The organism is Metalysinibacillus jejuensis (assembly GCF_003057615.1).
GTDB lineage: Bacteria > Bacillota > Bacilli > Bacillales_A > Planococcaceae > Metalysinibacillus > Metalysinibacillus jejuensis.
The window spans coordinates 13,556-37,361 of sequence record NZ_QAFW01000019.1 but is presented as its reverse complement, the minus strand read 5'-3'; the positions used below and the strand labels follow the sequence as shown (position 1 = coordinate 37,361).

The window sequence follows — 23,806 nt, the reverse complement described above, 5'->3', positions numbered from 1 at the left end:
ATTAAGCAAATGTGCGTTGTAAAAACGCTTTTGTACGGTCATGTTGCGGGTTAAGTAACACCTCATCAGGCGTGCCCTGCTCGACAATAACCCCCTTATCCATAAAAACAATGCGATCAGATACTTCACGCGCAAACTGCATTTCATGCGTCACAATTAACATCGTGTTACCATCATCCGCAAGCTTACGCATTACTTTTAGTACCTCGCCTACCATTTCTGGGTCAAGCGCGCTCGTTGGTTCGTCAAATAGCATGACATCAGGGTTCATACACAGCGCACGCGCAATGGCTACACGCTGCTTTTGCCCGCCTGACAGCTGACGCGGACGCGCATTCACATACGCCTCCATGCCGACAAGCTGTAAATACTCCTCTGCAACTTTAATCGCTTCGGCTTTACTGCGCTTTAGCACTTTCACTTGCCCTACAATACAATTATCTAGCACGGTTAAATTATTAAATAAGTTAAATTGCTGAAACACCATGCCAAGGTGTGTGCGGTATTGCTCTACGTTTTTCATTTCTTTTAAAATATCATTGCCTTTATAAATGATTTCGCCACCATTTGGCGTTTCAAGAAGATTAACACAGCGCAGTAAGGTTGATTTACCCGAGCCAGATGAGCCAATTAACGTCACAACCTCGCCCTTCTTCACCTCAAAATTAACATCCTTTAACACTTCATTACTGCCGAAGGATTTGCTTAAATGTTTAATATCAATGACTGTTTCCATTACGCTACCTCCTTCTTCTCAAATGCTTGTGGGCCGTCTAAACGGCGTTCCATCCAGCGTAAAATACGCGTCGCGGTAAAGGTCATCACTAAGTATAAAATACTTGCGATAAAGAAGGCTTCAAAGTAGCGGAAGTTAGCGCCTGCAATCGACTTCGTTTGGAAGAATAACTCATTAACGCCAATCACGCTAAGTACCGCTGTATCTTTAATATTCATAATAAGTTGGTTGCCTGTTGCTGGTAAAATATTGCGTCCTACTTGTGGTAATACGACGTGCATCATCGTTTGCACATGGCTCATACCGATCGCTTGCGCTGCTTCGTACTGCCCTTTATCAATCGACACGATACCACCGCGTACAATCTCTGCCATATAGGCACCTGTGTTTAGCGAAACGACTAAAATACCTGCCGTTAAAATGTTTAAATCAATGCCAAGTGCCATATCTAAGCCGTAATAAACGACCATGGCTTGTACCATCATTGGTGTACCACGGAAAAACTCTACATAGCACGCTAAAATAAAGCGTACCACTTTAAGCAATACTTGCTTTGGTGATTTTGTTTTAGGAATTGTATCAATTATACCAATCACAAATCCGATAAGTGCACCAATAACTGTACCAATTAACGCGATAAGCAATGTGATGCCCATAGCACGTAATAATAAGTGCCAGTTGTTCTCTACAATGGAAATAATCCAATCTAAACTCATGTCTGTCTCCCCCTGCTCATCGCTAATAAAAAAGAGAGGCGTACATTTACGCCCCCTTACCATCTGCTTATTTTGCTGATGGTTGTTGCTGAATTGCGTCTTCCATAATTTTTTGGCGCTCTTCTTCAGAGATACCTTGTAAAATTTCATCGATTTTAGCTTTGTTAGCATCGTCTTTACGTAAACCAACCGCGATTGAAGACTCTGTTGGGTCTGCTTCAAAGCCTTCTTTAAATACAACATACGTGAAGTCTTCTAGTGCTTGTGATGCCGAAATCCCTTCAGGACGCTCTGAAACATAACCGTCAATTTTACCTGACTGCAACGCTACACGTTGTGCTGAGAAGTTGTCCATCGCTGTTTCTTTTTTCACGCCGTCGATTTGATCAATCACATCATAGTGTGATGTATTTAATTGACCTGTTAACTTAGCCCCTTTAAACGCTTGAATCGAATCCATTTCGACGAATTTTTCGCCTTCTTTATAGTGATCTTTAATATAGTCGCTATCTTTACGTACTACTAGTACAAAGTCAGATTGGTAATAAATATCCGTAAAATCAATCGTTTTTTTACGCTCAGCTGTCGGTGACATACCCGCCATAATCGCATCAATTTTATTAGATTGTAGTGCTGGTACTAAACCATCCCAGCCCATTTTTACGATAACAAGCTCTTTACCTAAGCCTTCTGCTACTTTTTTAGCAAAAGCGATGTCATAACCGCCCGCAAACTCTTTGCTGCCTTTAATAGCAACGGCGCCATTAGCATCGTCATTTTGTGTCCAGTTGTAAGGTGGATAATCTGCCTCCATCCCTACGCGAAATTCTTTGCTGTCATCACTTGCGTCGCCGTCTGTTGCCGCATCGTCTTTATCCTTACCACCGCATGCAGCAAGTACGATTGTTGTGAATATTGCGACAATCATAAGTAGCATTTTTTTATTCATTGCCAATTCCTCCTCTTTTTACCTATAAACAATACAAAAAAACGACCCTACGTGAAAATCTTTAGGTCGCCTACATATTGCCCCAAAATTCCACATCACATTCCTACTCGAGATAGCTCAACTTAGTAAAAAGGAATAACGTTTACTAAGACAGTGTTGCAATTGTTAACTGCAACCCCAGCATATAAGCGTAAAGCTCACTTATACACTTCGGCGATATTTCCTTCATTATAGCTTCATCGTTGCTTACACTCTGCTGTAATCTAATAAATATCGCGCCTCTACCTCAATCAAAATTGATGAGGTATTTGTTTATTTAATTACTTGTCATGTTATCGTAATTTTTTCACATTGTCAACACTATTTCGCCATTTTTCTGAAAATAGGGTGAATTTTCATGTAGTTTTCTGTATATTTATTACGGTACTATACTGCTTAACTAGTAAAATTATGTATAATGTTTAACAATACGGAAAACGAGAAAAGAATAGAGAAAGCGAGGGATGATATGAAAAAATGGTTACACTTTTTGCTGATGAGCGCTGTGTTATTGATCGCGCTGTACGGCACTGTCCAAAACTGGCAACACGGCTTAACAACACTTAATGGCATTACGCTCGCCCTACTCCTACTCGTCACGACATTGCTTGCTTATGCGTATCATTTGCGCTACCCTCTTGATAAAAAACTATACACGATAATTGGCGCACTCGTTATTATGACGCTCCCACTCGTAACGTATGCCGCCTATCAATTTTTTAGCCACTAAAAAAAGGGCCGCCCTAACAGAAGTTAGCGCGACCCTTTGTCAATTTTATGAGTTTAATAATAAATCTTCTGGGTTTTCGATTAATTCTTTAACCGTTTTTAAGAAACCTACAGAGTCTTTACCGTCGATAATACGGTGGTCATAAGAAAGTGCCACGTACATCATTGGACGGATTTCGATTTCGCCGTTCACTGCTACTGGGCGTTGAACGATTGAGTGCATACCAAGGATACCTGGTTGTGTACCGTTCATGATTGGTGTAGACATTAATGAACCAAACACACCACCGTTCGTGATTGTGAATGAACCGCCTGCCATATCGTTAAGACCTAATTTTTTGTCGCGTGCTTTACCCGCTAATTCTTTAATATCGCGCTCGATAGCTGCGAAGTTTTTGCGGTCTGCATCACGTACTACTGGTACAACTAAACCTTCTTCAGTTGATACAGCAATACCGATATCAAAGAAGTTGTTTAAGTGGATTTCGTTACCAGAAATTTGTGCGTTAACGTAAGGATATTTTTTAAGTGCTGCGACAACAGCTTTTGTAAAGATTGACATGAAACCTAATTTGATGTCGTTTTCTTTTACGAATTGCTCTTGTTTGCGTTTACGTAATGCCATGATGTTAGTCATGTCGATTTCGTTGAATGTCGTTAACATCGCTGTTGATTGTTTAACTTCTAGTAAACGTTTCGCGATTGTTTGACGACGACGAGACATTTTTTCTACTGTTACGCGACCTGATTCTTCAGCTGGTGTGAAGATCATTGCGCCTGTTGTTGCCACTGGTGCTTGTTGTGCTGGTGCTGCCGCAGGTTGAGAACCGTGTGCTGCAACGTCTTGTACACGTACGCGACCTTGTGGGTCAACCGGTGAAATCGCTGCTAAATCAATGCCTTTTTCACGCGCTAATTTACGTGCTGCTGGTGAAGCAACTACGCGTTCGCCTGTTGTTGTTTCTTCCACTTGTTGTGGTGCTGGTGCTGTCGTTTCAGCTTGAGCTGGTGCTTTTTCTTCTTTTGGTGCTTCAGCTTGTGGTGCTGGTGCAGCGCCTTCTCCAGCTTCTACGATTGCGATAACTTGACCAACATCAACTGTGTCGCCTTCTTGTGCTTTAATTTCAGTTAAAACACCTGCTTCTTCTGAAATAATTTCAGCATTTACTTTGTCTGTTTCAAGCTCAACGATGAATTCGCCTTTTTCTACACGGTCGCCTACTTTTTTCACCCACTGGGCAATTGTACCTTCCGTAATCGATTCTGCTAACTCAGGGACTTTAATCTCAGCCACTATAATTTCCTCCTTTGATTTAAAACAACCATTCAACCATTATTTTAATGAAGCCGCCTTGATTATTCAAGGTTTTGGCATTGGTTACATTTTCATTTAACATACAGCCATCGCCGCAACGCGCTATAGTTCTAGCGCGTTTTGGAAATTGCGGCTACGCTTTTATTTTTGGCTAGCTTCGCCTATTTCCTCGGCGTCACTTCATCACTTCACACAATGCAGGGCATTGCGCTCTGTGGTTCCAGTGCGCGGCGGAAATTGCGGCTACGCTTTTATTTTGATTGTGCTACTGCTTCTTCGATAAGACGCGCTTGCTCTGCTTTATGTGCATCCATATCGCCTTCTGCTGTTGATGACATTGCTGGGCGGCCAACGTATGAAAGTTTTTTGCCTTCAGCTAGCTCATACATATATTGTGTTGCATATAAGTATGAACCTTGGTTTTTCGGTTCTTCTTGTACCCAAACAAGCTCTTTAGCGTTAGGGAAGCGTGCGATAATATCGGCAATTTTTTGTTGTGGGAATGGATATAATTGCTCAACACGTACGATGTGTAAGTAATCAAATCCTTCGCCATCTTTAATGCGGTCAGCAAGGTCGATTGCTACTTTACCGCTTGCAAATAAAATACGCTCTACTTTTTTCGTGTTAGTACCTAAGCCTGGTTGCTCGATAACTGTTTGGAATGTACCTTCAGCTAATTGCTCTTTCGTTGCAGCAGCTAATGGGTGACGTAATAAATATTTAGGTGATACGACAACTAATGGACGAACCGCTTCTGTACCTAGCATTTTTGCTTGGCGACGTAATAAGTGGTAGTAGTTACCTGCGTTCGAGCAGTTTGCTACTGTCCAGTTGTTTTCTGCTGATAATTGTAGGAATCGTTCCATACGGCTTGATGAGTGCTCTGGTCCTTGACCTTCGTAACCGTGTGGTAATAACATTACGAAACCTGATTTTTGACCCCATTTTGCACGGCTTGATGAAATGAAGTTATCGAACATCACTTGTGCCATGTTAGCGAAGTCACCGAACTGTGCTTCCCATACTGATAGCGTGTTTGGTTTTTCCATGTTGTAGCCGTACTCATAGCCTACAACGCCCGCTTCTGTAAGTGGTGAGTTGTAAACTTTAAACGACGCTTTAGCGCCTGTAATACCGTGAAGTGGTGTGTACTCTGCACCGTTGTTTTTATCGTGAATAACAAGGTGACGTTGTGAGAACGTACCGCGCTGTGCATCTTGACCTGAGAAGCGCACAGGATTACCGTCTTGTACGATTGTACCGAACGCTAATGTTTCTGCGTGACCCCAGTCAATTTTACCTTCTTCAAATGCTTCTTCACGACGTTTTAAAATACGACCTAATTTGTTTTGTGGCTCAAAACCTTCTGGCCATGCTAATAACTCATCGTTCATTTGTTTTAATACGCTCGCGTCAACCGTTGTATCAACGTCAGCTGGGTAGCCATCTTTAACTGCTTGTGGCATTTCAACTGTAATTGGCTCTTTCGTTTCGCCAACTTCTTTCACGTGATCGTATGCTTTTTGCATTTCTGCGTAAATGTCTGTATCTAATTGTGCTACAGCATCTGCTGTTACTACGCCTTCAGCTGCTAATGCTTCGCCGTAAAGAGCGCGTACAGTTGGGTGCTTAGGCACGATTTTGTATGTTTCTGGGTTTGTTACTGTTGGATCATCTGTTTCGTTATGACCGTAGCGGCGGTAACCGATTAAGTCGACTAAAATATCTTTGCCGAATTTTTCGCGGTATTCAAACGCTAAACGCGCTACTTGTACGACTGCTTCTGGTGCATCTGCGTTAACGTGTACAACTGGTACTTCATAACCTTTTGCTGGGTCAGAAGAGTAAACAGAAGAACGAGAATCGTACGTTTCTGTCGTAAAGCCGATCATGTTATTTGAGATGATGTGTACAGAACCGCCTGTTGAGAAGCCTTCTGTTTTCGCGAAGTTAAGTGTTTCCGTTACGATACCTTGACCTGGGAATGCTGCGTCACCATGCACAAGGATAGCCATTGCTTTTTTCGCGTCATGCGTTGGCTCGCCCGCTTTTGATGTATCATCTTGCGCTGCGCGTGTTTGACCTGTAACGACTGGGCTCGCTACTTCTAAGTGAGAAGGGTTGTACGCTAACTTCACTTTATAGTCTGCTGTTTTTGTTAATGTTGCACCCATATGGTATTTAACGTCATTTGTCCAACCTTTTGTAATTTCTAACGAGCCGTCTTCTGGTAAGAAGTACTCATTTGACACGTGCGCAAAGTCAGCAAACATCATCGCATACGGTTTGTTTAACACATGTGTTAATACGTTTAGGCGACCACGGTGCGCCATACCAATTTGTAAAACGTTCATGTGTGATTTTTGTGATAAGCGATCTAACTCATCAATTAATACAACAAGTGTGTCTAAACCTTCGATTGAGAAACGTTTTTGACCAACGAATGTTTTGTGGATGAATTTTTCGAAACCTTCTACGCGAGTTAAGCGCTCAAGAAGGGCTTTTTTCTCTTCTGTAGTAAGCGGTGCATTTAATGCGCCTGACTCAATTTTAGCGCGTAACCAATTACGCTCATCGTCTACTACAACATGGTCGTATTCAAAAGCAATTTTGCCTGTATAAATACCACGTAAATAATCTACTGCTTGCTTACCGTTTGTAACACCTGCTGGGACAGTTTCAAAGAAAATTGTCGCCGGTAGGGCTGCAAGGTCTGCGTCTGTTAGACCAAAGGCTTTTGGCTCGATATGTGAAAAATCAAGCTTGCGGTCTTTCAGTGGGTAAATGTCTGCTGCTAAGTGCCCTAGGTGACGGATTTCTTCTGCTAATTTCATCGCTGCTAAAATCTTTGTAACGTTGGCTGGCGCTTGCGCTGCTGTTGGGGCTGCAGGTTGAGTGCCGTCCGCGAAGATTGGTTCACCATATTGCTCAAATAAAGCGACTAGGCCTGGCTCGACTTCTTCAGGTGACTGTAAAAATAAGTCGTATTGCTCCATTACATACCCTAAGTTAGGACCTTCGAAAGCTGACCAAGGTGTAACATTGTTCGACATGAAAAATTACCTCCAAATTTTTGCCTTGTGCGGCATTTACAATAGTTAAATTTTATGTTGCATTTCATATAACATTCTATCATTCTTTACAGTGTGTTGCACGATGTTTGCTCCGACTCACACCAATCGATGCTAAACCTACCGAAAGCGATACTATTCAGTCATTTTTACAGCAAATAGCGAGCGCTTACAATGTAGAAGAACTTTTTTTCATATCAATATTACTACTCTTCACAAAAAATACAATACTTTTCGTCAAATTCAGCAACTTTCCTCATAGGCAGCGCGGCAAGGTCAATGTAAACACGGTGCCCGCTTCGCCAGACGTCACTGAAATATCCGCTTGGTACTTGTCCACAAGCATGCGCACGATGCTCAGCCCAAGACCGCTACCATCGATGCGTTTGCGCGCATGGTCAGCACGATAAAAGCGGTCGAAGATGTGCGGTAAATCTTGCGCGGGTATGCCGATGCCGTTATCTGCGACAGTGACGACTGCGCTACGAGACGAAATTGTAGTCGTAATAGTGATGATTGGGTCTTGCTTACTATAGTGTACCGCATTTACTAAAAGATTTTGCAAAATTTGTGTGAGACCGCTCGCAGTAATTTTTACAGCGACGTTTTCGGCAAGGTTTGTCGTAATTCTCACGTGCGGATGAGCGGCTTGCACCGTTTTTTCCACCGCAGCAATCGTATCGTTAAGTTGCGTCTTCACCGGCTCATCGCTCGACGTTCGGCGCGCGAGTGCAAGGAGCGCTTCAATTAGCGTCTTCATGCGCGCTGTTTCTGCTAAAGCTAGCGTCAGTGATTCGTCGAGTACAGCAGGATCATCTTTACCCCAGCGCTTCAGTAGCGATAAATGCCCTTCTACCGCGTGGAGCGGCGTGCGCAGTTCGTGTGAAGCATCCGACACAAATTGATGTTGCTGTAAAAAAGCCGCTTCAAGCTCCGCTATCATTTGCTCATAGACGACGATCAATTCGCCAATTTCATCATCGCGTGCTACGAGCGCGGTACGTTTTTCAAAGCCCGTCTCTGCCACTTCTCGCATCGCATCACGCAGCGTCAGCACGGGGCGCATAAAGAAGCCTGCCAGATAGTACCCGCCAGCTACCGCAATAATTAACGCAATCACGCCTGCAAGCAACATCGCTGTCAGTAAATAGCGCATCATCGCTAAAAATTGCGTTAACGGATGTACGAGCTGAATATAGCCTTGCATCATGCCCACTTGTATCGGCAGCGTCGTTACGAAAGCGCGCTCACCATCTACCACGCGCTCGACAAATGCTAACTCAAGTGGCTGGGCAGAAGATTTATCATTAATGCGCACGACTTCTAAGCCGTCTTGATTAAAGATGCGAACGGTCTCTTGCTGATCAATAATCGTCGTTAACATGCCGCGCTGTCTACGTAACTCTTCCATAGACAAGCCGTCATTTATATAAGAAGTAACATCGACCAGCGTGCGTTCTGCCTTTGCCCGTTCCTCCGTCAATAACCAGTTGTAAACGAAGCCGTAGAGCACGATACATACGACGGCATACGTCGCAACGATTAATAAACCTGCCGTTAGTGCCCACTTTTGTTTAAGCGTCATGCGCGCATCACATACCCTACACCGCGCACCGTATCAATCGTTAAATAATTGCCGAGCTTGGCGCGCAAATGACGAATATAAACGTCCACGACATTCGTTTCCACTTCACTGTCAAAGCCCCATACTGCCGTTAAAATTTGGTCGCGGCTACACACCTGATTGCGGTGTTCTATTAAATACACTAATAAATCATACTCTGTTTTCGTTAGCTCTACCGCTTGTTGCGCCGCCGTCACTGCCCGCTGCTTTGGGTAGACGACGACCTCACCTACCTCATACGTTGTTTCTGTTGGCGGCGTCACGCGGCGTAAAATCGTACGAATACGCGCAAGCAACTCTTCAATTGCAAAAGGCTTGACGATGTAATCATCAGCCCCCGCATCTAAACCGCTCACACGGTCAGTTACCGCATCGCGCGCCGTCACTAAAATAATAGGCACGTCGGATTGTTTACGCACGCGCCGGCAAATTTCCGTGCCGCTTAACTGCGGTAACATCACATCGAGCAGCAGCACATCAAACGGCTCAGTAAGCGCCGCTTCTAGCCCCTCGCGTCCATCGTGCAACACCGTAACGTCAAAGCCTTCATGCTGCAGTTCGAGCTCAATAAAGCGCGCGATACTCGCTTCATCTTCTACCAATAAAATTCTTTGCATGCTATCACCTTCTTTAGTAGTAATTGTACGCTTTCTTTAGCAAAAACACGACACGTTTAACCCTATATTTAAAGCAAGTGACAAATTCGTGTCAGACGAAAATATTTTCCATTTCTGCAGGAAAAATAACTATAGCTTTCTTGTTTTTTTTGACTTATGATACTTCTTGCTGGACGTGAAATCATTACGAGAAAAACGCATGATGAAATAATATTTACAATCAATGAGTAGTCATTTATGAGTATTTACGGAACAAATACTAGAAAATAATTGCATTTTCGAAAAATAACGATTACACTTTCATTATAGTAATAATTTATTTTCCTTTGCAGGTTTATCCTTTTTCACCTTGGGGAAAAGTTTGACGTAAAGAAGATGTCGCTTCGTCTAGTGAATTAATTTTCGACCTTAAAAGGAGGCGTTTCGCATGTTAAAAAAACGTGAGTTAGTAGAATGCAATGAATTATATGAGTTATTATCGCACCCGACCGTTTTCCCGTATGTTCGTCAAAAAGCAACATCCGCTGATGAGTACTGGTTTATGACGAAACAGCTAATGGAAGAAGAAGCTGTAGGCACAGCTATTTCACGCACAATTACTGATGATTGGGGTCAAGTAATTGGGACAATTAGCTTATTCGACATTGAAGATGGCGCTGGCTTTTTAGGCACATGGATTGGGCTTCCGTTCCAAGGCATGGGGTATAACCAAAAAGCAAAGCACGATTTTCTATCTGAATTATTTTTTGAATTAGATTTCCAAACTGTTTTCTTACGCATTCGCGAAGAGAACGTTAAATCACAAAAAGCAGCAGCAAAACTGCCATACGTTGTAGAGGCGAATGATACACACCCTACACTACTTGAGCAAATTAATGCTGGCGACAAAAAATTTAAATTATACCAAATTCCACGTGACTTATTCTACCTTGTAACAGCGAATGCCGATGCAGACGCTGCCCACGAGGCAATGTAATACAAAAGAAAGCCCGCAGCAGTTGTCTACATTGACAGTTGCTACGGGCTTTTTTCATCCGTGATTATACGCTTCACGCGTCATGCGGTATACGACGTGATCGACGAAACGACCATACAAATTTTCCGCTGCTGGTACGGTTTCTGCTTCTGTAAAGCCTAAACGCTTTGCGACCATGCGGCTTTTGACGTTATGTTGTGCGACGCGTATTTCGACGACTTGCATCGCGCGCTCAAAAAAGCATAGCGACATCATCGCACGCACCGCATCTGTCATAATGCCCTGACCTGTGTAGCGCTCACTTAACCAGTAGCCGAGCGTAGCGGTCTTTGTTTGATGATCAAAGCGGTTGACACTTATGACACCGCATAACACCCCCGCATAGCGAATGCCTGTAACGAGCGCTTCGCCACTGGCAAACTGCTGTAAGCTTTGGGCGATAAATGCGCGTTGTTGTTCGAGCGAAGGTACCTCTTCAAGCCAACCTAGCCACTGCTTTAAATGCATATGCTCTGCTGTAATTAGCGTTACGAGTGCCTCGGCATCATGTGGCTCTAACAATTGCAATTGCAGTTGATCGTGGACGGCTGACACTCCCACTCATAAATAAGTGAGGTTCTAAAGTACAAAAGATTTCTTCTTTGCTCTCCCATCAACCGATGTTACTGGTTGGGTACAACACAAAGACACTATCTTATTTCCTTTAGACTTTAACGAACAAGACGACCATTGCCATCATTAGCGTTCGCATCGGCTCATGCCAAAACCGTTTTTCATACTACTGATTATATCAGTTAATCACTCTAACTACAATAAAAAGACATAGAAAAATTCAGATAATTAGAACACCCTAGTAGGCGTTCCTTATCTGACCTCACTTTCATCCCAAGCCTAAAGGCAAGGGCTTTCTCGTTCGGGAAATCTGTAAAATAAACAATAGCATCCCCTCATTTTTCGTATTGGATAATTAACTCCACCATCTCTTCGGGCGTTTTTGGCGTCTGGGTATCCGCCATGCGCTCAATATACGTCGGCGCCTTGTCAATTAATGCTTTCAAGCCCTCGAAGAACGTTTCTTGAGTTAACGCTTCCTCTTCTATTACTTCCGCAAAACCTTGGCGCTTAAACAAGTTAGCGTTTAATACTTGATCGCCGCGGCTTTGTTTCGCTGATAGTGGGATGAGTAACATCGGCTTATGCAAGGTTAAAAACTCAAAAATGGCGTTAGAGCCCGCACGCGATACGATGTAATCTGACGCATGTAGTAAGTCAGAAAGTTCGTCGGTCACGTACTCAAACTGCTTATACCCTGGTGTATTGTATAGGTTAACGTCGACATTACCTTTACCACAAAGATGAATAATATCAAAGCGTGCGAGTAAACGCGGTAAGTTATCGCGCACAATATCATTGAGTAATTTTGACCCTTGGCTACCGCCCATGAGTAATAAAATTTCTTTATCACCTGTAAACTCACAGCGCGCAATACCTTTATCGCGGTCACCGGTAAAAAGGCTTGAGCGAATAATCGAGCCTGTGCACGTTGAACGGTCTGATGGTAAATGCTTCAATGTTTCTTCAAATACGGTAAAAACATGTGAGGCAAACGGCAAGGCGATTTTATTGGCAAGCCCTGGTGTCACATCTGACTCATGAATGACGATCGGTACATTGGCTAACTTCGCTGCAATAACAACCGGTACCGACACGAATCCCCCTTTAGAAAATACCACGCTCGGCTTCACTTTACGGATGATGCTAAAAGCTTGTGCAACACCGCGAACGACGCGAAACGGATCTGTGAAGTTTTTTAAAGAGAAATAGCGGCGTAATTTGCCGCTTGCAATGCCGTAAAAAGGCACTTTCGGAAACGCGTCTCCGATTAATTCTTGCTCGATACCATCTGTTGAACCAATATAATGAACGTCATACCCTTTTTGTAAGAGTGACGGAATAATTGCTTGATTAAGTGACACATGCCCCGCTGTGCCGCCACCTGTTAAAATAATTGTTTTGTGTTCCAATCGTTATGCTCCTGTTCTTCAGCTAACTTTCGTGCTTCGTTGTGAACGTTTTGCTTTTTTCATTCATTTATTGTAGCATACATCGCACGTGAGAAAAAAGCCCCCCAGCCTATTCTCTTTTTTTGAGATTTTCGGAAAATTCACAACTTGCGACCTAGTTAACAACAACCAGGAACTTCAAGCGCCTGCACATCCTCGCCAATAATGACAAGTTGCGGCTTCATTTTAATATATTCAGGGAGCCACTGCACCATGCCATACGCGTATTGAAATAGCATCGGCTTAGCATTCCCTTCTACAAGCACATACCCTTTCATGCGGTAAATGGTCGCAGGCAATTGGCGCACCCAGTCTTCAAACGCCGCTTGGCTCACTGGTGTGGTAAACGTAACGACGCGGGTCGATAAATGCAGTTTACTAATCGGCGCCGCCTCATGTGGTGCGGTTGGCGTCGCTTCTAATTTTTGCAGTAAAGCGAGCGGCACTTTGCCATTTGTCGTTTGTAAAATAAACGCATGTTGATTAATGCCTTGCATTTCAGTCACAACAGTCGCTTGCTCTTGTTCCGTTAATAAATCCATTTTATTAGCAAGCAGTAAATGCGCATGACGAATTTGCTCTAAAAACAAGGAGCGCATTTGTACAGGTAGCGTATGACGATCTAAAAACAGACGGCTATCTGCTACAGTTACAATGCCTTTAACGCGCAGTTGCTCGGCAAAGAGCGGCGAATATACCGCATCGAGTGCTTCTACAGGATGGGCTGCCCCTGTTGTTTCAATAACGAGCACGTCAAAATTATCTTCATGTAGTAACGTTTGAATTTGCGCTTCGGTTTTTTCTGAACCCGTACAACAAATACACCCTTCTAACATTTCACGGAGCGGAATGTCTTCATCTACCGCCTGCGTATCAAACGCTAACTTACCTAACTCATTCATAATGACAGCTGGGCGCAAGTTGGCTTCTTTTAATTGACGCAGTACGTCCGTCAACATCGATGTTTTACCACTACCTAAAAATCCACTAAATAAATAGACATCCTTCATGTCATTTCCTCCTAAAAAAAGAGGGAGTAGCTCGGCCACCCCCTCCACCTTATTATTTTAATGCATCGACAGCCGCTTTTAATTGCGGGTCGTCGGCTTTTAATTTATCGCGTAATTGCTCCATTAACTTTTGTGTCGTTTCGCCTTTTAACACGCCGTCTTGCGGTAGGTTATTCGCCGCTTGGAACGCATATACAGCACTTACTGTAGCATCGTCAAACACGTTGCCTTCACCCGGTTTAAAGTCAAGCGCCGTTAGCATTTTTTTAGCCGTTTGCACTTGTTCGCTCACCATGCCTTTTTTCAGCTCGGTTTTCGTATCTAAATACGGCAATGTCGCAAAGTCAGGTAATTTCGCTTCAACATTTGGCGTTACCCCTTTTTCGTTGATCCAGTTACCTTTTGGCGTTAGCCACTTACCTTGCGTAAACTTCAGACTAGAGCCGTCTTTATACTCCTCAACCGTTTGCATTGTGCCTTTACCGAATGACTGCACACCTACAACTTTAGCGTCGGCTGACTCTTGAAGCGCAGCAGCTACAATTTCAGAAGCGGATGCACTTCCCTCATCTACGACTACCGTTACAGGTACATCATAAATTTTCGGGCCTTTCGCATATTTAATTTGCGGCTCACCTTTGCGTAATTGAATTTGATAAACAGGTTTGCCATCTTCTAAAAATAAGTTGGCGATCGCATACGCTTGATCTAAATAGCCACCAGGGTTTTGACGCATATCTAACACGATACCTTTTAGCCCTTCAAGCGAATCTAAAATTGCGACAAGCTCATCTTTAGTCGTTTCACTAAACGAAGTAATTTGTACGTGCGCAATGCCGTTTGGTAGCATTTCACCATACACTGTTTCAAGCGGGATGTCGTCACGTTTAATCGTTACGGTCATCGGGCTTGCTTCTCCGCGTTTAATTAATAATTTCACTTCGGTACCTTTTTCACCGCGGATCATTGATACCGCTTCAGTCGTTGTTTTACCTTCAATATTTTTGCCATCTACTTCTACAATAATATCGTTTGGTAATAACCCCGCTCGCTCAGCTGGCGAGTTTTTTATTGGTGAAACAATTGTAATTTGCCCATTACGATCTTGCACCTCAGCGCCAATGCCTTGGAAGCTGCCACTTAAGCTTTCATTAAATTCTTCGGCTTCTTTTTTTGTCATAAAATCAGAATATGGGTCATCTAGCGCATCAACCATTCCGTTAACGGCACCCTCAACTAATTTTTCTTCGTCTACTTCAACATAGTATTGTTTTTTTAATTCATCAAAAGCATCGTATAATTGCGCAAACTCTTGACGTTCGACAGGCACTTTCACTTCTACGACTTTCTCTTCACCAAAGGTTAGGGCAAAAATCGTTAAGCCAGCTGTCAGTAAGATAACAACAAAAACAAGCATTAAAAAAGTAAAGGGCTTAATGCGTAAATAACGCCCTGCCGGCTTTGTTGTTTGATCTTGATTTTCCATTTGTTTCACCACTCTCACTCATGCATACTATTTTATATAGTAACAGTTTCTTTGACGTTCGAAAAGAAAAAGCGCACAGAATGGAAATGGTTATGCTTTTTTCGTGCATTATTTGGTACAATAGCCGTATTAGGAGGCCTTGAATATGACTATGACTTTACAAAGCGTTACATTTCAAAGCAGTATCCCCCATTACGGTGGGCGTACTTACAAAATCCCGCAACAATGCCCGCACTGCGGCATTACTGTAGCGCCCTATTCACTACGCGCATCAGGCATTGATTATACAAAACAAGAGGAATTTATTTTTTTATTACATAAGTGCAAAGGCTGTGAAGGCAAATTTTTAACAACGCATTTGTTGGATAAACAAACGCAAGCGACGACATTTAAGTCGATTTATCCGCCTGCCGTTAATATGGAAATTTCACCTGTAATTATGCAGTTCTCACCTAAGTTTATTCAAATTTATCGTCAAGCCCATACCGCAGAGCTTGAGCGCCATACTGAGCTTGCTGCAGCAGGTTACCGTCTCGCACTCGAAATTTTAGTAAAAGACTTCGCTAAGCTCGAGCAGCCTGAACGTGCAGAAGTCATTCGTAAAATGCCGCTTGTCGAATGTGCCGAAACATACTTCCCCGATTTATTTGTACTCGTTCAGCGCGATCTCGCCCAAGCTTTAGGTAGCGATTATATTGCGTACACGCAAGATCAAAATACCGAAGAGTTTAATGAGCTTAAATACTTTTTAGATATTTTTTTACAAAATATCGAGATGAAACTCAAAATTCGGAGTGCCATGCCGCAACCCGTCGAAGAATAACATTAGCGTATTTTGCGCTAATGTTTTCTTTTTGCCTAAAAAGGAATAGGATAAGCAGACAACTTGACGCTATTAATTGAGAATTGTTATCATTAAATAGAATGACAATTAAGGGAGAGATGTACGATGGATTACCGTATTGAAAAAGACACAATGGGTGAAGTACAAGTACCCGCAAATAAATTATGGGGCGCACAAACCGGCCGCAGTAAAATGAATTTTAAAATTGGCGATACGTTAATGCCAATTGAAGTCATTCACGCCTTAGCCATCCTAAAAAAAAGCGCTGCACGTGCTAATTTTGATTTAGGCAAGCTAAGTGAACATAAAATGAAAGCCATCGTTAAAGCAGCAGACGAAATTATCGCTGGGCAATGGGACGATCACTTCCCACTTGTCGTATGGCAAACAGGAAGCGGCACACAAACGAATATGAACGTTAACGAAGTCATTGCGAACCGCGCTAACCAAATTTTACACAATCAAGCGAGCAGTGACCGCGTGCATCCGAATGATGACGTCAATAAATCACAAAGTTCAAACGATACTTTTCCTACCGCACTGCACGTAGCTGGTGTAATAAAAGTCGAAAATTACTTATTGCCACGCGTGCGCGGCTTAGCCGAAACACTTGAAGATAAAGCGGTACAGTTTGACGATATTATTAAAATTGGACGTACGCATTTACAAGATGCTACACCCCTTACCCTCGGCCAAGAGTTTAGCGGTTGGGTCGCTATGCTTAAGAAATCAGCTCATATGATTGCGACAAACGTCAATTATATGAAAGAACTCGCAATCGGTGGTACAGCGGTAGGCACAGGTATTAATGCGCATCCTGAGTTCGGCGATCGCACCGCAAGTTATATTAGCGAAGAAACAGGCATTAACTTTACGTCGGCTGAAAATAAATTCCATGCGCTAACGAGCCATGATGAAGTCGTGACGACACACGGCGCAATTAAAGCGCTCGCTGCCGATGCGATGAAAATTGCCAATGACGTACGCTTTTTAGCGAGTGGCCCGCGCAGTGGTATCGGTGAACTTATCATTCCAGCGAACGAGCCAGGCTCTTCGATTATGCCAGGTAAAGTGAACCCTACACAAAGTGAAGCGTTAACGATGGTAGTTACACAAGTCGTCGGCAATGACGCAACGATTGCCTTCGCTGCGAGCCAAGGTAACTTTGAACTAAACGTCTTTAAGCCGGTCATTATTTATAACTTCTTGCAGTCCGTACGCTTACTAGCCGATGCCTTGCAGTCATTTGATGAACATTGCGCTATTGGTATCGAGCCAAATCTCGAAGTGCTCGCACGCAATGTTGATAATTCTTTGATGTTAGTTACGGCTTTAAACCCTTATATCGGCTATGAAAATGCCGCAAAAATTGCTAAAGCCGCACATGAACAAGGGACTTCTTTACGAGAAGCGGCACTCGCATCTGGCTTATTAACCGCCGAAGAATTTGATAAATATGTTGACCCTAAAACGATGATTTATCCAAACGCCTAAAATATGTACTACAAACAAGTTATGACAATTTGATGTCATAACTTGTTTTTTTATCGTTTTCCAGACTTTGGAACCAGTTTATTAGCACCAGTAGTAACATTCTCTTAATAATATCTTTTTACCTAAACAGCTACTTTGACTTTATACTATTCGTACCCGATAATAGTAAGTAATAAGACATAAATGTAAAGGAGTTATGAAGACAATGTTAAAGACGATTCGGGGGAAATTGTTAGTTTCATTTTCTATTTTAATTTTATTAACACTACTTATCGGCGGGATTGGCATCAATACCGCACGCATTATCAATAACAACTACACGGGGCTATTAGAGGATGACGTAGAGCAAGTTAACCATTTAGAAAACGTCATGATTTTACAAGGGCAAATTGTAGCAGGCATACGAGGATTTTTACTTTATCAAGACGACGCTTATATTGAAACTGTCGACAATGAGCAACAACAATTACACGACATACTTACTACGCTACAAACGATGGTACATAAGGAGTATGAACCAGCTGTCCAAACGATACTTGATGCGGCAACGCTTTATACGACCAGCTCCGACCAAATTTTAACGAATTTAACGAATGAAGCTCGTTTAAATGAAGTGTTAGCCATCGGCACAGAAGCGAATGAGAAGCTACTTAGCGAAACACTCGCTTTAAAAGACCAAATCGAAGCGGATTTAGCTGAACATAATAACGAGCTGAATGCGATAACGACGAAATCATTATGGTTTATCGCAGGTGCACTTGTCGTAACGCTACTCGCAAGCTTAGTGATTACGTATGTGGCGAACCGCGGCATTTCGCCACCCGTCATTGCTACGACACGTACGATTGAAGAGATGGCAAAAGGTAACTTAAACATCGCCCCACTCGACGTGAAAGCAGAAGGTGAATTAGGAGCAATGGCTACAGCCGTTAACACTTTACTGCAGACGTGGAATGGCGTCGTTCGCAAAATGGAACACTCCGCTACCGAACTTGCCGCACAATCTGAAGAATTGTCTGCGAGTGCCGAACAAAGCTTAGCTTCTTCAGAAATGGTAGCGCAAGCGGCAGAGCAAAATATGACGACAAGTGAAACACAAGCGAATTATATTTTACAGTCCATTGACTCATTGCATGAAGTCGGTGAAGGCATTGATCAAATTGCCGAAAGCAATGAAGAAATGTTGCAAGCTGCAACGACAATGCGCAGTCTAGTCCATGAAGGCGTAGACGTCGTGCATGAAGTATCTACGCATATGACAGCAATTGATACGACGATTGGTGAGTCTACTTCGATTATGGAAGTGATGGCCAAACGTGCGGTTGAAATTGAGGAAGTGTCGGCGCTAATTACAGGCATTTCGGAACAAACGAATTTACTTGCACTCAATGCAGCCATCGAAGCGGCACGCGCTGGCGAAAACGGCAAAGGCTTCGCTGTCGTAGCTGATGAAGTACGTAAGCTCGCTGAAGAATCAAAGCAATCGGCTACGCGTATCGAAACGATGATTCAAGATGTACGTCAAGCTGCTGAACAAGCGGTACAATCTATTCAAACTGGTCAGGCAACGGTCGCAGAAGGGCTAAATCGCTCCGCTGCCTCCCGCGACGTCTTTACGACGATTGAACAATCTGTTGATGATGTCAACGGCCGTGTAGAGACGGTGTCTGCAGCTGTACAGCAAATTCAAGCGATGGCATCGGAAGTTTTACGCAGTACGAATCAATTGCAAGATTTAGCACAGCAATCTGCTAACACCGCTCAAGATACTGGCGCTGCTACGGAACAACAACTCGCTGCTATGCAACAAATTTCTACAAGTACACAATCACTCGCAAATGTCGCACAAGACTTGCAAGATGAAGTTACACAATTCCAGTTACGTTAAAGAAACGCATGAAATCAAGGAGGCACTTTCCCCTCCTACGATTTCATGCGTTTTCTCTTTAAGCATTATAAAAATTATGTTCACCAATTTGCGTATACAAACCACTTCGTTTTAACCACGAGCGTTGTTCAAGCGGCAACTTTTTAATAATGAGACGGATATCCTCTTCCTGCGCACGTGCAACTAAGCTCGCGAGCGCCGCTTCCCCTGTCGCATCCAGTGCAGATACACCCGCACAGTCTAGCAATAATATGTCGCTCGTTAACCAATCCGGAAATGCTTCTTCAAAGCGTTTAGCGGTACCGAAAAAGAGCGGACCTTTTACGACACATTTCGTTACAGCACTACCAAATTGGCTCGTCTCCGCAGCGGTCGGTGCCACGACGTGAAAGCGCAGTTCGCCGATCATTTTCTTTAAGAAAAAGACTGCTGCGAGTAAAATCCCGACTTGGACAGCTGTCGTTAAATCCACGAAGATAGTCAGTAAAAAAGTTACCCATAGCACGACTGCATCGCCTGATTTCACACGCCCAATTTGCATAAACGCGTCGCGCGATACCATATTCCATGATACATGCATTAAAATAGGTGCCATCGCGGCAAGCGGGATGTATGAAGCATACGGGCCGAGCAGTACGACGAAAAGTAGCACAAAAACACTTTGCACCATGCTCGACACGGGGCTAACGCCACCCGAACGAATATTTGTCGCCGTACGTGCAATGGCACCCGTAGCGGGAATACCACCGAATAGCGGCGTTACCATATTGGCAATCCCTTGACCGAATAGCTCGCGCTTCGCATTATGTTTCGTATGCGTCATTTCATCTGCCACTACAGTCGATAATAGCGACTCAATAGCGCCGAGCGCAGCAATAATGAGCGCAGGTTGCCATAAATACATTACTTTTTCAAACGTGATTTGTGGCCAAATAAATGACGGTAACGCACTCGGAATACCGCCAAATGCCGTACCAATCGTATCTACTTTTCCATCAAAAAATAGTACGGAAATAGCCGTCGGTACAACGAGCGCCACAAGTAGTACAGGTAAGCGCTTCGCAAACTTCGTCACGAGTAAAATCGTCGCAAAGCCGATAAGAGCAAGCGCTATACTATAGCCATTATACGTGCTCGCTCGGTGCCAAAGCTCGAGCATATTTTGGTGAAAATACTCATATTTTTTGACATCCGTTAAGCCAAAGAAATTGGCAATCTGCCCACTAAAAATAATGACGGCAATGCCTGCGGTAAAACCTATCGTCACTGAGCGAGGCACAAACTGAATGAGCTGGCTCACCCCTAATACACTCATAATGAGCAAAAAGATACCCGCTAAAAAGCCTGCGATTAATAAATCTTCATATCCGTACTGCAACACAATAGCGAGCAGTATTGGGATAAATGCGCCTGTCGGTCCTGCAACCTGGTAGCGAGAGCCGCCGAGTAGTGCAACGAGAAATCCGGCAATAATTGTCGTATACAAGCCGTATTCGGGTTTCACACCAGAAGCAATCGCAAACGCCATGCCAAGGGGGATAGCTACGATACCTACCGTAATCCCTGCCACCATGTCACGACGAAAGCCAGCTGCATTATAATGCGCAAATCGATCATCTTTAAACAAACCGTTCCCTTCTTCCTGATGATTTTTGTAGGAATGCTACATCTTCATTATACAACATTTATGCATAATACACCGCTTAAGTGGCTTAAGTAAAGAAATAACTTACATGAATAGACGCCTACAAACATTCATCATAGCGAGAAGCAACACAGCAAAAAACCTCTAGCCACTAATGGACTAGAGGTAAATGATTAGCGTTTTTTTAAACGTAGGGGAAGAGCTTTCACAAGCCTATGATGTACAAAGTGCGACGTTCCACGACATTAAAAATATTGCTAAAACTTTATATAGTATTGGAGTTGTAGCAATTCCAACTAATTTAGGCAAAAATCGTCTACCCTCTACAAAATATCATTCGGTAGCAAAGTTATCATCGAACGTGTCACTACTATATTCGCACAATTGTAACTACGTGACTTAATACACTTTCGCTTACATCGCATTTAGCTACAATGCTAATAAAAAACGTGCAATCCCTCGAAGGAATTGCACGCTTTGTGGCCTACTCTCGTTGCGCTGGTAGTTGCATTTTATCTAGTTGATCAATAAATTTTTTCGACTTCAGCTGAATGCCGGTTTGCTCCTCATAAATGGTAGAAATAATCGTTTTGATTAAGCGTTTCGTCGCCGGCTTGAGCGTAATTTTGCCAATTTGATCGATCGGCACCGTATAAAACATGCGAATTAAACGCACATGTACGGGCTTTAGCCGAATAATATACGGATCTAATGAAAAGCAATTGTGACATAAAAAGCCGCCTTGCGTAAATGAAAAGGCAAATTCGCCTTCTGTTGCACCGCACCCTGCACAGGCGTGTAAAATCGGTTGCACGCCTGTATACGATAGCAACTTCCACGCTACAACGAGCGCCACCGCTTCAGGGTCGTCTTGTTCATCTATCGCTTGCAACGCATATTGCAACACATCAAATGCAAACGGCTCCGGGTTGCCTTCTTCAACGACACGGTCGAGTAGCTCTACAATGTAGCTACCGTAGGCCATCGCGATAATATCCGAGCGCAAATGACGCAGTGCTTCTAGCGGCTCGGCTTGATTTAACGTGCCCATGCCCGTGTAGCGCTGTACCATAAACTGCCCGTGCGTAAACACTTGCGTCATTGCAGCTAAACGGCTTTTCGGACGACGTGCCCCGCGCGCCATAACTGCTACTTTCCCCGCCTCACGCGTCATGAGCACAACGATTTTATTCGCTTCGCCGTAGTCATGCGTGCGCAAAACATAGCCTTCCCATTTGTGTAACATCTGCGCCTCACTCCTTTAAAAAGAGGAAGGCCATAAGCCCTCCTCTTGCTTAATATTCGTCTTCGTTAAAGCCAAAGTCGCGTAAATGTGTAGATTTATTACGCCAATCTTTTTGTACTTTTACCCATAGCTCTAAATATACTTTTGAGCCCAGTAGCATTTCGATATCTTTACGTGCACGCGTACCTACTTGTTTTAACATGGCACCTTGCTTACCGATTACGATACCTTTTTGCGAGTCGCGCTCTACCATAATCGTCGCTTGCACACGAATTTTTTCAGGGTTATCTTCGTCACGCTTAATTTTATCGATAACTACCGCGACCGAATGCGGGATTTCTTCACGTGTTAAATGGAGAACCTTCTCACGGATTAACTCTGAAATAATGAAGCGCTCAGGGTGGTCCGTCACTTGGTCTGCTGGGTAGTACTGCGGGCCTTCTGGCATATATTTTTTTAACGTCGTTAATAAATTGTCAACGTTATGCCCTTCAAGTGCTGAGATAGGTACGATTTCTGCAAAGTCATATTTTTCTTTATAGCGATCAATAATCGTCAGTAACTCATCAGGGTGCACGCGGTCAATTTTATTAATAATTAAAAACACTGGCGTGTCATTACCTTCGAGTAAGTCCATAATAAATTGGTCACCAGGCCCTAGCTTTTGTTCAGCGTTCACCATAAACATAATAACGTCTACTTCACGCAATGTGTTTTTTGAGGTTTTTAACATAAACTCACCTAGCTTATGCTTCGGTTTATGAATCCCTGGTGTATCAATAAAAATGAGTTGGCTATCGTCCGTCGTTAAGACGCCTTGTACTTTATTACGTGTCGTTTGCGGCTTGTCTGACATAATCGCAATTTTTTGACCGATGACACGGTTTAAAAAAGTGGATTTGCCGACGTTCGGGCGGCCAATAATTGAAATAAAGCCTGATTTAAAATTAGTTTCCTGCATCTTGTAAGTCCTCCGTTGTAAATGCGCCTGGTAACAGCTCACCTACTGTAGTTTGTTGTACATCGCCGTTTAAATTCGTTAAATAAACCGGCATCGTTGGTTCGCAAAATTCTACCATAACTTGACGACAAGCGCCACAAGGAGATACAGGTCCTTCTGTATCTGCGATGACCGCAATGGCCTCAAACGCTTTTTGCCCTTCTGATACAGCTTTAAAAATCGCGGTACGTTCTGCACAATTTGTTAAGCCGAAGCTCGCGTTTTCAATATTGCATCCTTGGTATACGGTACCATCTTTCGTTAGTACTGCTGCACCTACAGGAAATTTAGAATACGGTACGTGCGCATGTTCACGCGCTTGTTTTGCTAGTTGAAGTAATTTTTCCATTTAAAA

20 protein-coding genes and 1 riboswitch are annotated in these 23,806 nt (G+C 43.3%); of the genes, 5 read left to right on the top strand and 15 right to left on the bottom strand.

Annotated features, from left to right (window positions below):
* Position 1 precedes the first annotated feature (1 nt).
* From DDE80_RS07950 to DDE80_RS07940, 3 genes are all read right to left on the bottom strand, one after another.
* Positions 2 to 736, bottom strand: coding sequence for an amino acid ABC transporter ATP-binding protein (locus DDE80_RS07950; protein ID WP_108307133.1), 735 nt, complete (start codon positions 734 to 736; stop codon positions 2 to 4).
* Positions 736 to 1,452: an amino acid ABC transporter permease gene (locus DDE80_RS07945; protein WP_108307132.1), complete on the bottom strand. Its 717-nt coding sequence runs from the start codon at positions 1,450 to 1,452 to the stop codon at positions 736 to 738. The genes DDE80_RS07950 and DDE80_RS07945 overlap by 1 nt, the downstream gene beginning before the upstream one ends.
* A gap of 67 nt (positions 1,453 to 1,519) precedes the next feature.
* On the bottom strand, positions 1,520 to 2,401 hold the full coding sequence (locus DDE80_RS07940) for a transporter substrate-binding domain-containing protein (RefSeq protein ID WP_108307131.1): 882 nt from the start codon (positions 2,399 to 2,401) through the stop codon (positions 1,520 to 1,522).
* A gap of 105 nt (positions 2,402 to 2,506) precedes the next feature.
* A riboswitch (Lysine riboswitch) is annotated at positions 2,507 to 2,693 on the bottom strand.
* A 216-nt stretch (positions 2,694 to 2,909) separates the two neighbouring features.
* Between DDE80_RS07940 and DDE80_RS07935 the strand changes: the two genes are divergently transcribed.
* Entirely contained in the window at positions 2,910 to 3,170 is a 261-nt protein-coding gene (locus DDE80_RS07935; protein ID WP_108307130.1) for a hypothetical protein, read from the top strand.
* Positions 3,171 to 3,215: 45 nt separating this feature from the next.
* On the opposite strand, the gene odhB is transcribed toward DDE80_RS07935, so the two are convergent.
* The 4 genes from odhB to DDE80_RS07915 all read right to left on the bottom strand — a co-directional run bounded on the left by odhB (position 3,216) and on the right by DDE80_RS07915 (position 9,799).
* Positions 3,216 to 4,463, bottom strand: a complete 1,248-nt coding sequence (gene odhB / locus DDE80_RS07930) for a 2-oxoglutarate dehydrogenase complex dihydrolipoyllysine-residue succinyltransferase (protein ID WP_108307129.1) — start codon at positions 4,461 to 4,463, stop codon at positions 3,216 to 3,218.
* A 272-nt stretch (positions 4,464 to 4,735) separates the two neighbouring features.
* Positions 4,736 to 7,540 carry a 2-oxoglutarate dehydrogenase E1 component gene (locus tag DDE80_RS07925; RefSeq protein WP_108307128.1) on the bottom strand — a complete coding sequence of 935 codons (2,805 nt, stop codon included), beginning with the start codon at positions 7,538 to 7,540 and terminating at the stop codon, positions 4,736 to 4,738.
* Between the two features lie 274 nt (positions 7,541 to 7,814).
* Positions 7,815 to 9,143: a sensor histidine kinase gene (locus DDE80_RS07920; RefSeq protein WP_108307127.1), complete on the bottom strand. Its 1,329-nt coding sequence runs from the start codon at positions 9,141 to 9,143 to the stop codon at positions 7,815 to 7,817.
* The gene (locus DDE80_RS07915) at positions 9,140 to 9,799 is read right to left on the bottom strand and encodes a response regulator transcription factor (RefSeq protein WP_108307126.1); all 660 of its coding nucleotides are present in this window, start codon (positions 9,797 to 9,799) and stop codon (positions 9,140 to 9,142) included. The genes DDE80_RS07920 and DDE80_RS07915 overlap by 4 nt, the downstream gene beginning before the upstream one ends.
* Before the next feature lie 427 nt (positions 9,800 to 10,226).
* On the opposite strand from DDE80_RS07915, the gene DDE80_RS07910 reads away from it, so the two are divergent.
* Complete coding sequence (locus tag DDE80_RS07910) at positions 10,227 to 10,775, top strand: GNAT family N-acetyltransferase (protein WP_108307125.1); 549 nt, start codon at positions 10,227 to 10,229, stop codon at positions 10,773 to 10,775.
* Between the two features lie 54 nt (positions 10,776 to 10,829).
* Here DDE80_RS07910 and DDE80_RS07905 read toward each other — a convergent pair whose 3' ends face one another.
* The 4 genes from DDE80_RS07905 to DDE80_RS07890 form a co-directional block, all read right to left on the bottom strand.
* Positions 10,830 to 11,369, bottom strand: coding sequence for a GNAT family N-acetyltransferase (locus DDE80_RS07905; protein WP_161952298.1), 540 nt, complete (start codon positions 11,367 to 11,369; stop codon positions 10,830 to 10,832).
* A 353-nt stretch (positions 11,370 to 11,722) separates the two neighbouring features.
* Entirely contained in the window at positions 11,723 to 12,799 is a 1,077-nt protein-coding gene (locus tag DDE80_RS07900; RefSeq protein WP_108307123.1) for an undecaprenyldiphospho-muramoylpentapeptide beta-N-acetylglucosaminyltransferase, read from the bottom strand.
* A 158-nt stretch (positions 12,800 to 12,957) separates the two neighbouring features.
* Positions 12,958 to 13,848 carry a CobW family GTP-binding protein gene (locus tag DDE80_RS07895; protein WP_108307122.1) on the bottom strand — a complete coding sequence of 297 codons (891 nt, stop codon included), beginning with the start codon at positions 13,846 to 13,848 and terminating at the stop codon, positions 12,958 to 12,960.
* 52 nt (positions 13,849 to 13,900) lie between these two features.
* Entirely contained in the window at positions 13,901 to 15,334 is a 1,434-nt protein-coding gene (locus tag DDE80_RS07890; RefSeq protein WP_108307142.1) for a S41 family peptidase, read from the bottom strand.
* A gap of 145 nt (positions 15,335 to 15,479) precedes the next feature.
* Here DDE80_RS07890 and DDE80_RS07885 point away from each other — a divergent pair, with 145 nt between their 5' ends.
* The 3 genes from DDE80_RS07885 (at position 15,480) to DDE80_RS07875 (ending at position 19,560) form a co-directional block, all read left to right on the top strand.
* Positions 15,480 to 16,157 (top strand): hypothetical protein, encoded by a 678-nt coding sequence (locus DDE80_RS07885; RefSeq protein WP_108307121.1) that lies wholly within the window; start codon positions 15,480 to 15,482, stop codon positions 16,155 to 16,157.
* A 126-nt stretch (positions 16,158 to 16,283) separates the two neighbouring features.
* Positions 16,284 to 17,672, top strand: coding sequence for a class II fumarate hydratase (gene fumC, locus DDE80_RS07880; protein WP_108307120.1), 1,389 nt, complete (start codon positions 16,284 to 16,286; stop codon positions 17,670 to 17,672).
* Between the two features lie 196 nt (positions 17,673 to 17,868).
* Positions 17,869 to 19,560 carry a methyl-accepting chemotaxis protein gene (locus DDE80_RS07875; RefSeq protein WP_108307119.1) on the top strand — a complete coding sequence of 564 codons (1,692 nt, stop codon included), beginning with the start codon at positions 17,869 to 17,871 and terminating at the stop codon, positions 19,558 to 19,560.
* A gap of 58 nt (positions 19,561 to 19,618) precedes the next feature.
* Here the strand turns inward: DDE80_RS07875 and DDE80_RS07870 are convergent, their stop codons facing one another.
* From DDE80_RS07870 to DDE80_RS07850, 4 genes are all read right to left on the bottom strand, one after another.
* Positions 19,619 to 21,187 (bottom strand): SulP family inorganic anion transporter, encoded by a 1,569-nt coding sequence (locus tag DDE80_RS07870; protein ID WP_235612299.1) that lies wholly within the window; start codon positions 21,185 to 21,187, stop codon positions 19,619 to 19,621.
* Positions 21,188 to 21,689: 502 nt separating this feature from the next.
* Complete coding sequence (gene recO, locus DDE80_RS07860) at positions 21,690 to 22,451, bottom strand: DNA repair protein RecO (RefSeq protein WP_108307117.1); 762 nt, start codon at positions 22,449 to 22,451, stop codon at positions 21,690 to 21,692.
* Positions 22,452 to 22,500: 49 nt separating this feature from the next.
* Complete coding sequence (gene era / locus DDE80_RS07855) at positions 22,501 to 23,412, bottom strand: GTPase Era (protein ID WP_108307116.1); 912 nt, start codon at positions 23,410 to 23,412, stop codon at positions 22,501 to 22,503.
* Positions 23,399 to 23,800 (bottom strand): cytidine deaminase, encoded by a 402-nt coding sequence (locus DDE80_RS07850; protein ID WP_108307115.1) that lies wholly within the window; start codon positions 23,798 to 23,800, stop codon positions 23,399 to 23,401. The genes era and DDE80_RS07850 overlap by 14 nt, the downstream gene beginning before the upstream one ends.
* Positions 23,801 to 23,806: the final 6 nt, after the last annotated feature.

Coding starts and splice junctions, on each gene's coding strand:
- DDE80_RS07920 (WP_108307127.1), bottom strand. CDS start 9,143: ATGACGCTTAAACAAAAGTGGGCACTAACGGCAGGTTTATTAATCGTT.
- DDE80_RS07935 (WP_108307130.1), top strand. CDS start 2,910: ATGAAAAAATGGTTACACTTTTTGCTGATGAGCGCTGTGTTATTGATC.
- DDE80_RS07940 (WP_108307131.1), bottom strand. CDS start 2,401: ATGAATAAAAAAATGCTACTTATGATTGTCGCAATATTCACAACAATC.
- DDE80_RS07945 (WP_108307132.1), bottom strand. CDS start 1,452: ATGAGTTTAGATTGGATTATTTCCATTGTAGAGAACAACTGGCACTTA.
- DDE80_RS07895 (WP_108307122.1), bottom strand. CDS start 13,848: ATGAAGGATGTCTATTTATTTAGTGGATTTTTAGGTAGTGGTAAAACA.
- recO (WP_108307117.1), bottom strand. CDS start 22,451: ATGTTACACAAATGGGAAGGCTATGTTTTGCGCACGCATGACTACGGC.
- DDE80_RS07885 (WP_108307121.1), top strand. CDS start 15,480: ATGACTATGACTTTACAAAGCGTTACATTTCAAAGCAGTATCCCCCAT.
- era (WP_108307116.1), bottom strand. CDS start 23,412: ATGCAGGAAACTAATTTTAAATCAGGCTTTATTTCAATTATTGGCCGC.
- DDE80_RS07890 (WP_108307142.1), bottom strand. CDS start 15,334: ATGGAAAATCAAGATCAAACAACAAAGCCGGCAGGGCGTTATTTACGC.
- fumC (WP_108307120.1), top strand. CDS start 16,284: ATGGATTACCGTATTGAAAAAGACACAATGGGTGAAGTACAAGTACCC.
- DDE80_RS07910 (WP_108307125.1), top strand. CDS start 10,227: ATGTTAAAAAAACGTGAGTTAGTAGAATGCAATGAATTATATGAGTTA.
- DDE80_RS07850 (WP_108307115.1), bottom strand. CDS start 23,800: ATGGAAAAATTACTTCAACTAGCAAAACAAGCGCGTGAACATGCGCAC.
- DDE80_RS07950 (WP_108307133.1), bottom strand. CDS start 736: ATGGAAACAGTCATTGATATTAAACATTTAAGCAAATCCTTCGGCAGT.
- DDE80_RS07925 (WP_108307128.1), bottom strand. CDS start 7,540: ATGTCGAACAATGTTACACCTTGGTCAGCTTTCGAAGGTCCTAACTTA.
- DDE80_RS07915 (WP_108307126.1), bottom strand. CDS start 9,799: ATGCAAAGAATTTTATTGGTAGAAGATGAAGCGAGTATCGCGCGCTTT.
- DDE80_RS07875 (WP_108307119.1), top strand. CDS start 17,869: ATGAAGACAATGTTAAAGACGATTCGGGGGAAATTGTTAGTTTCATTT.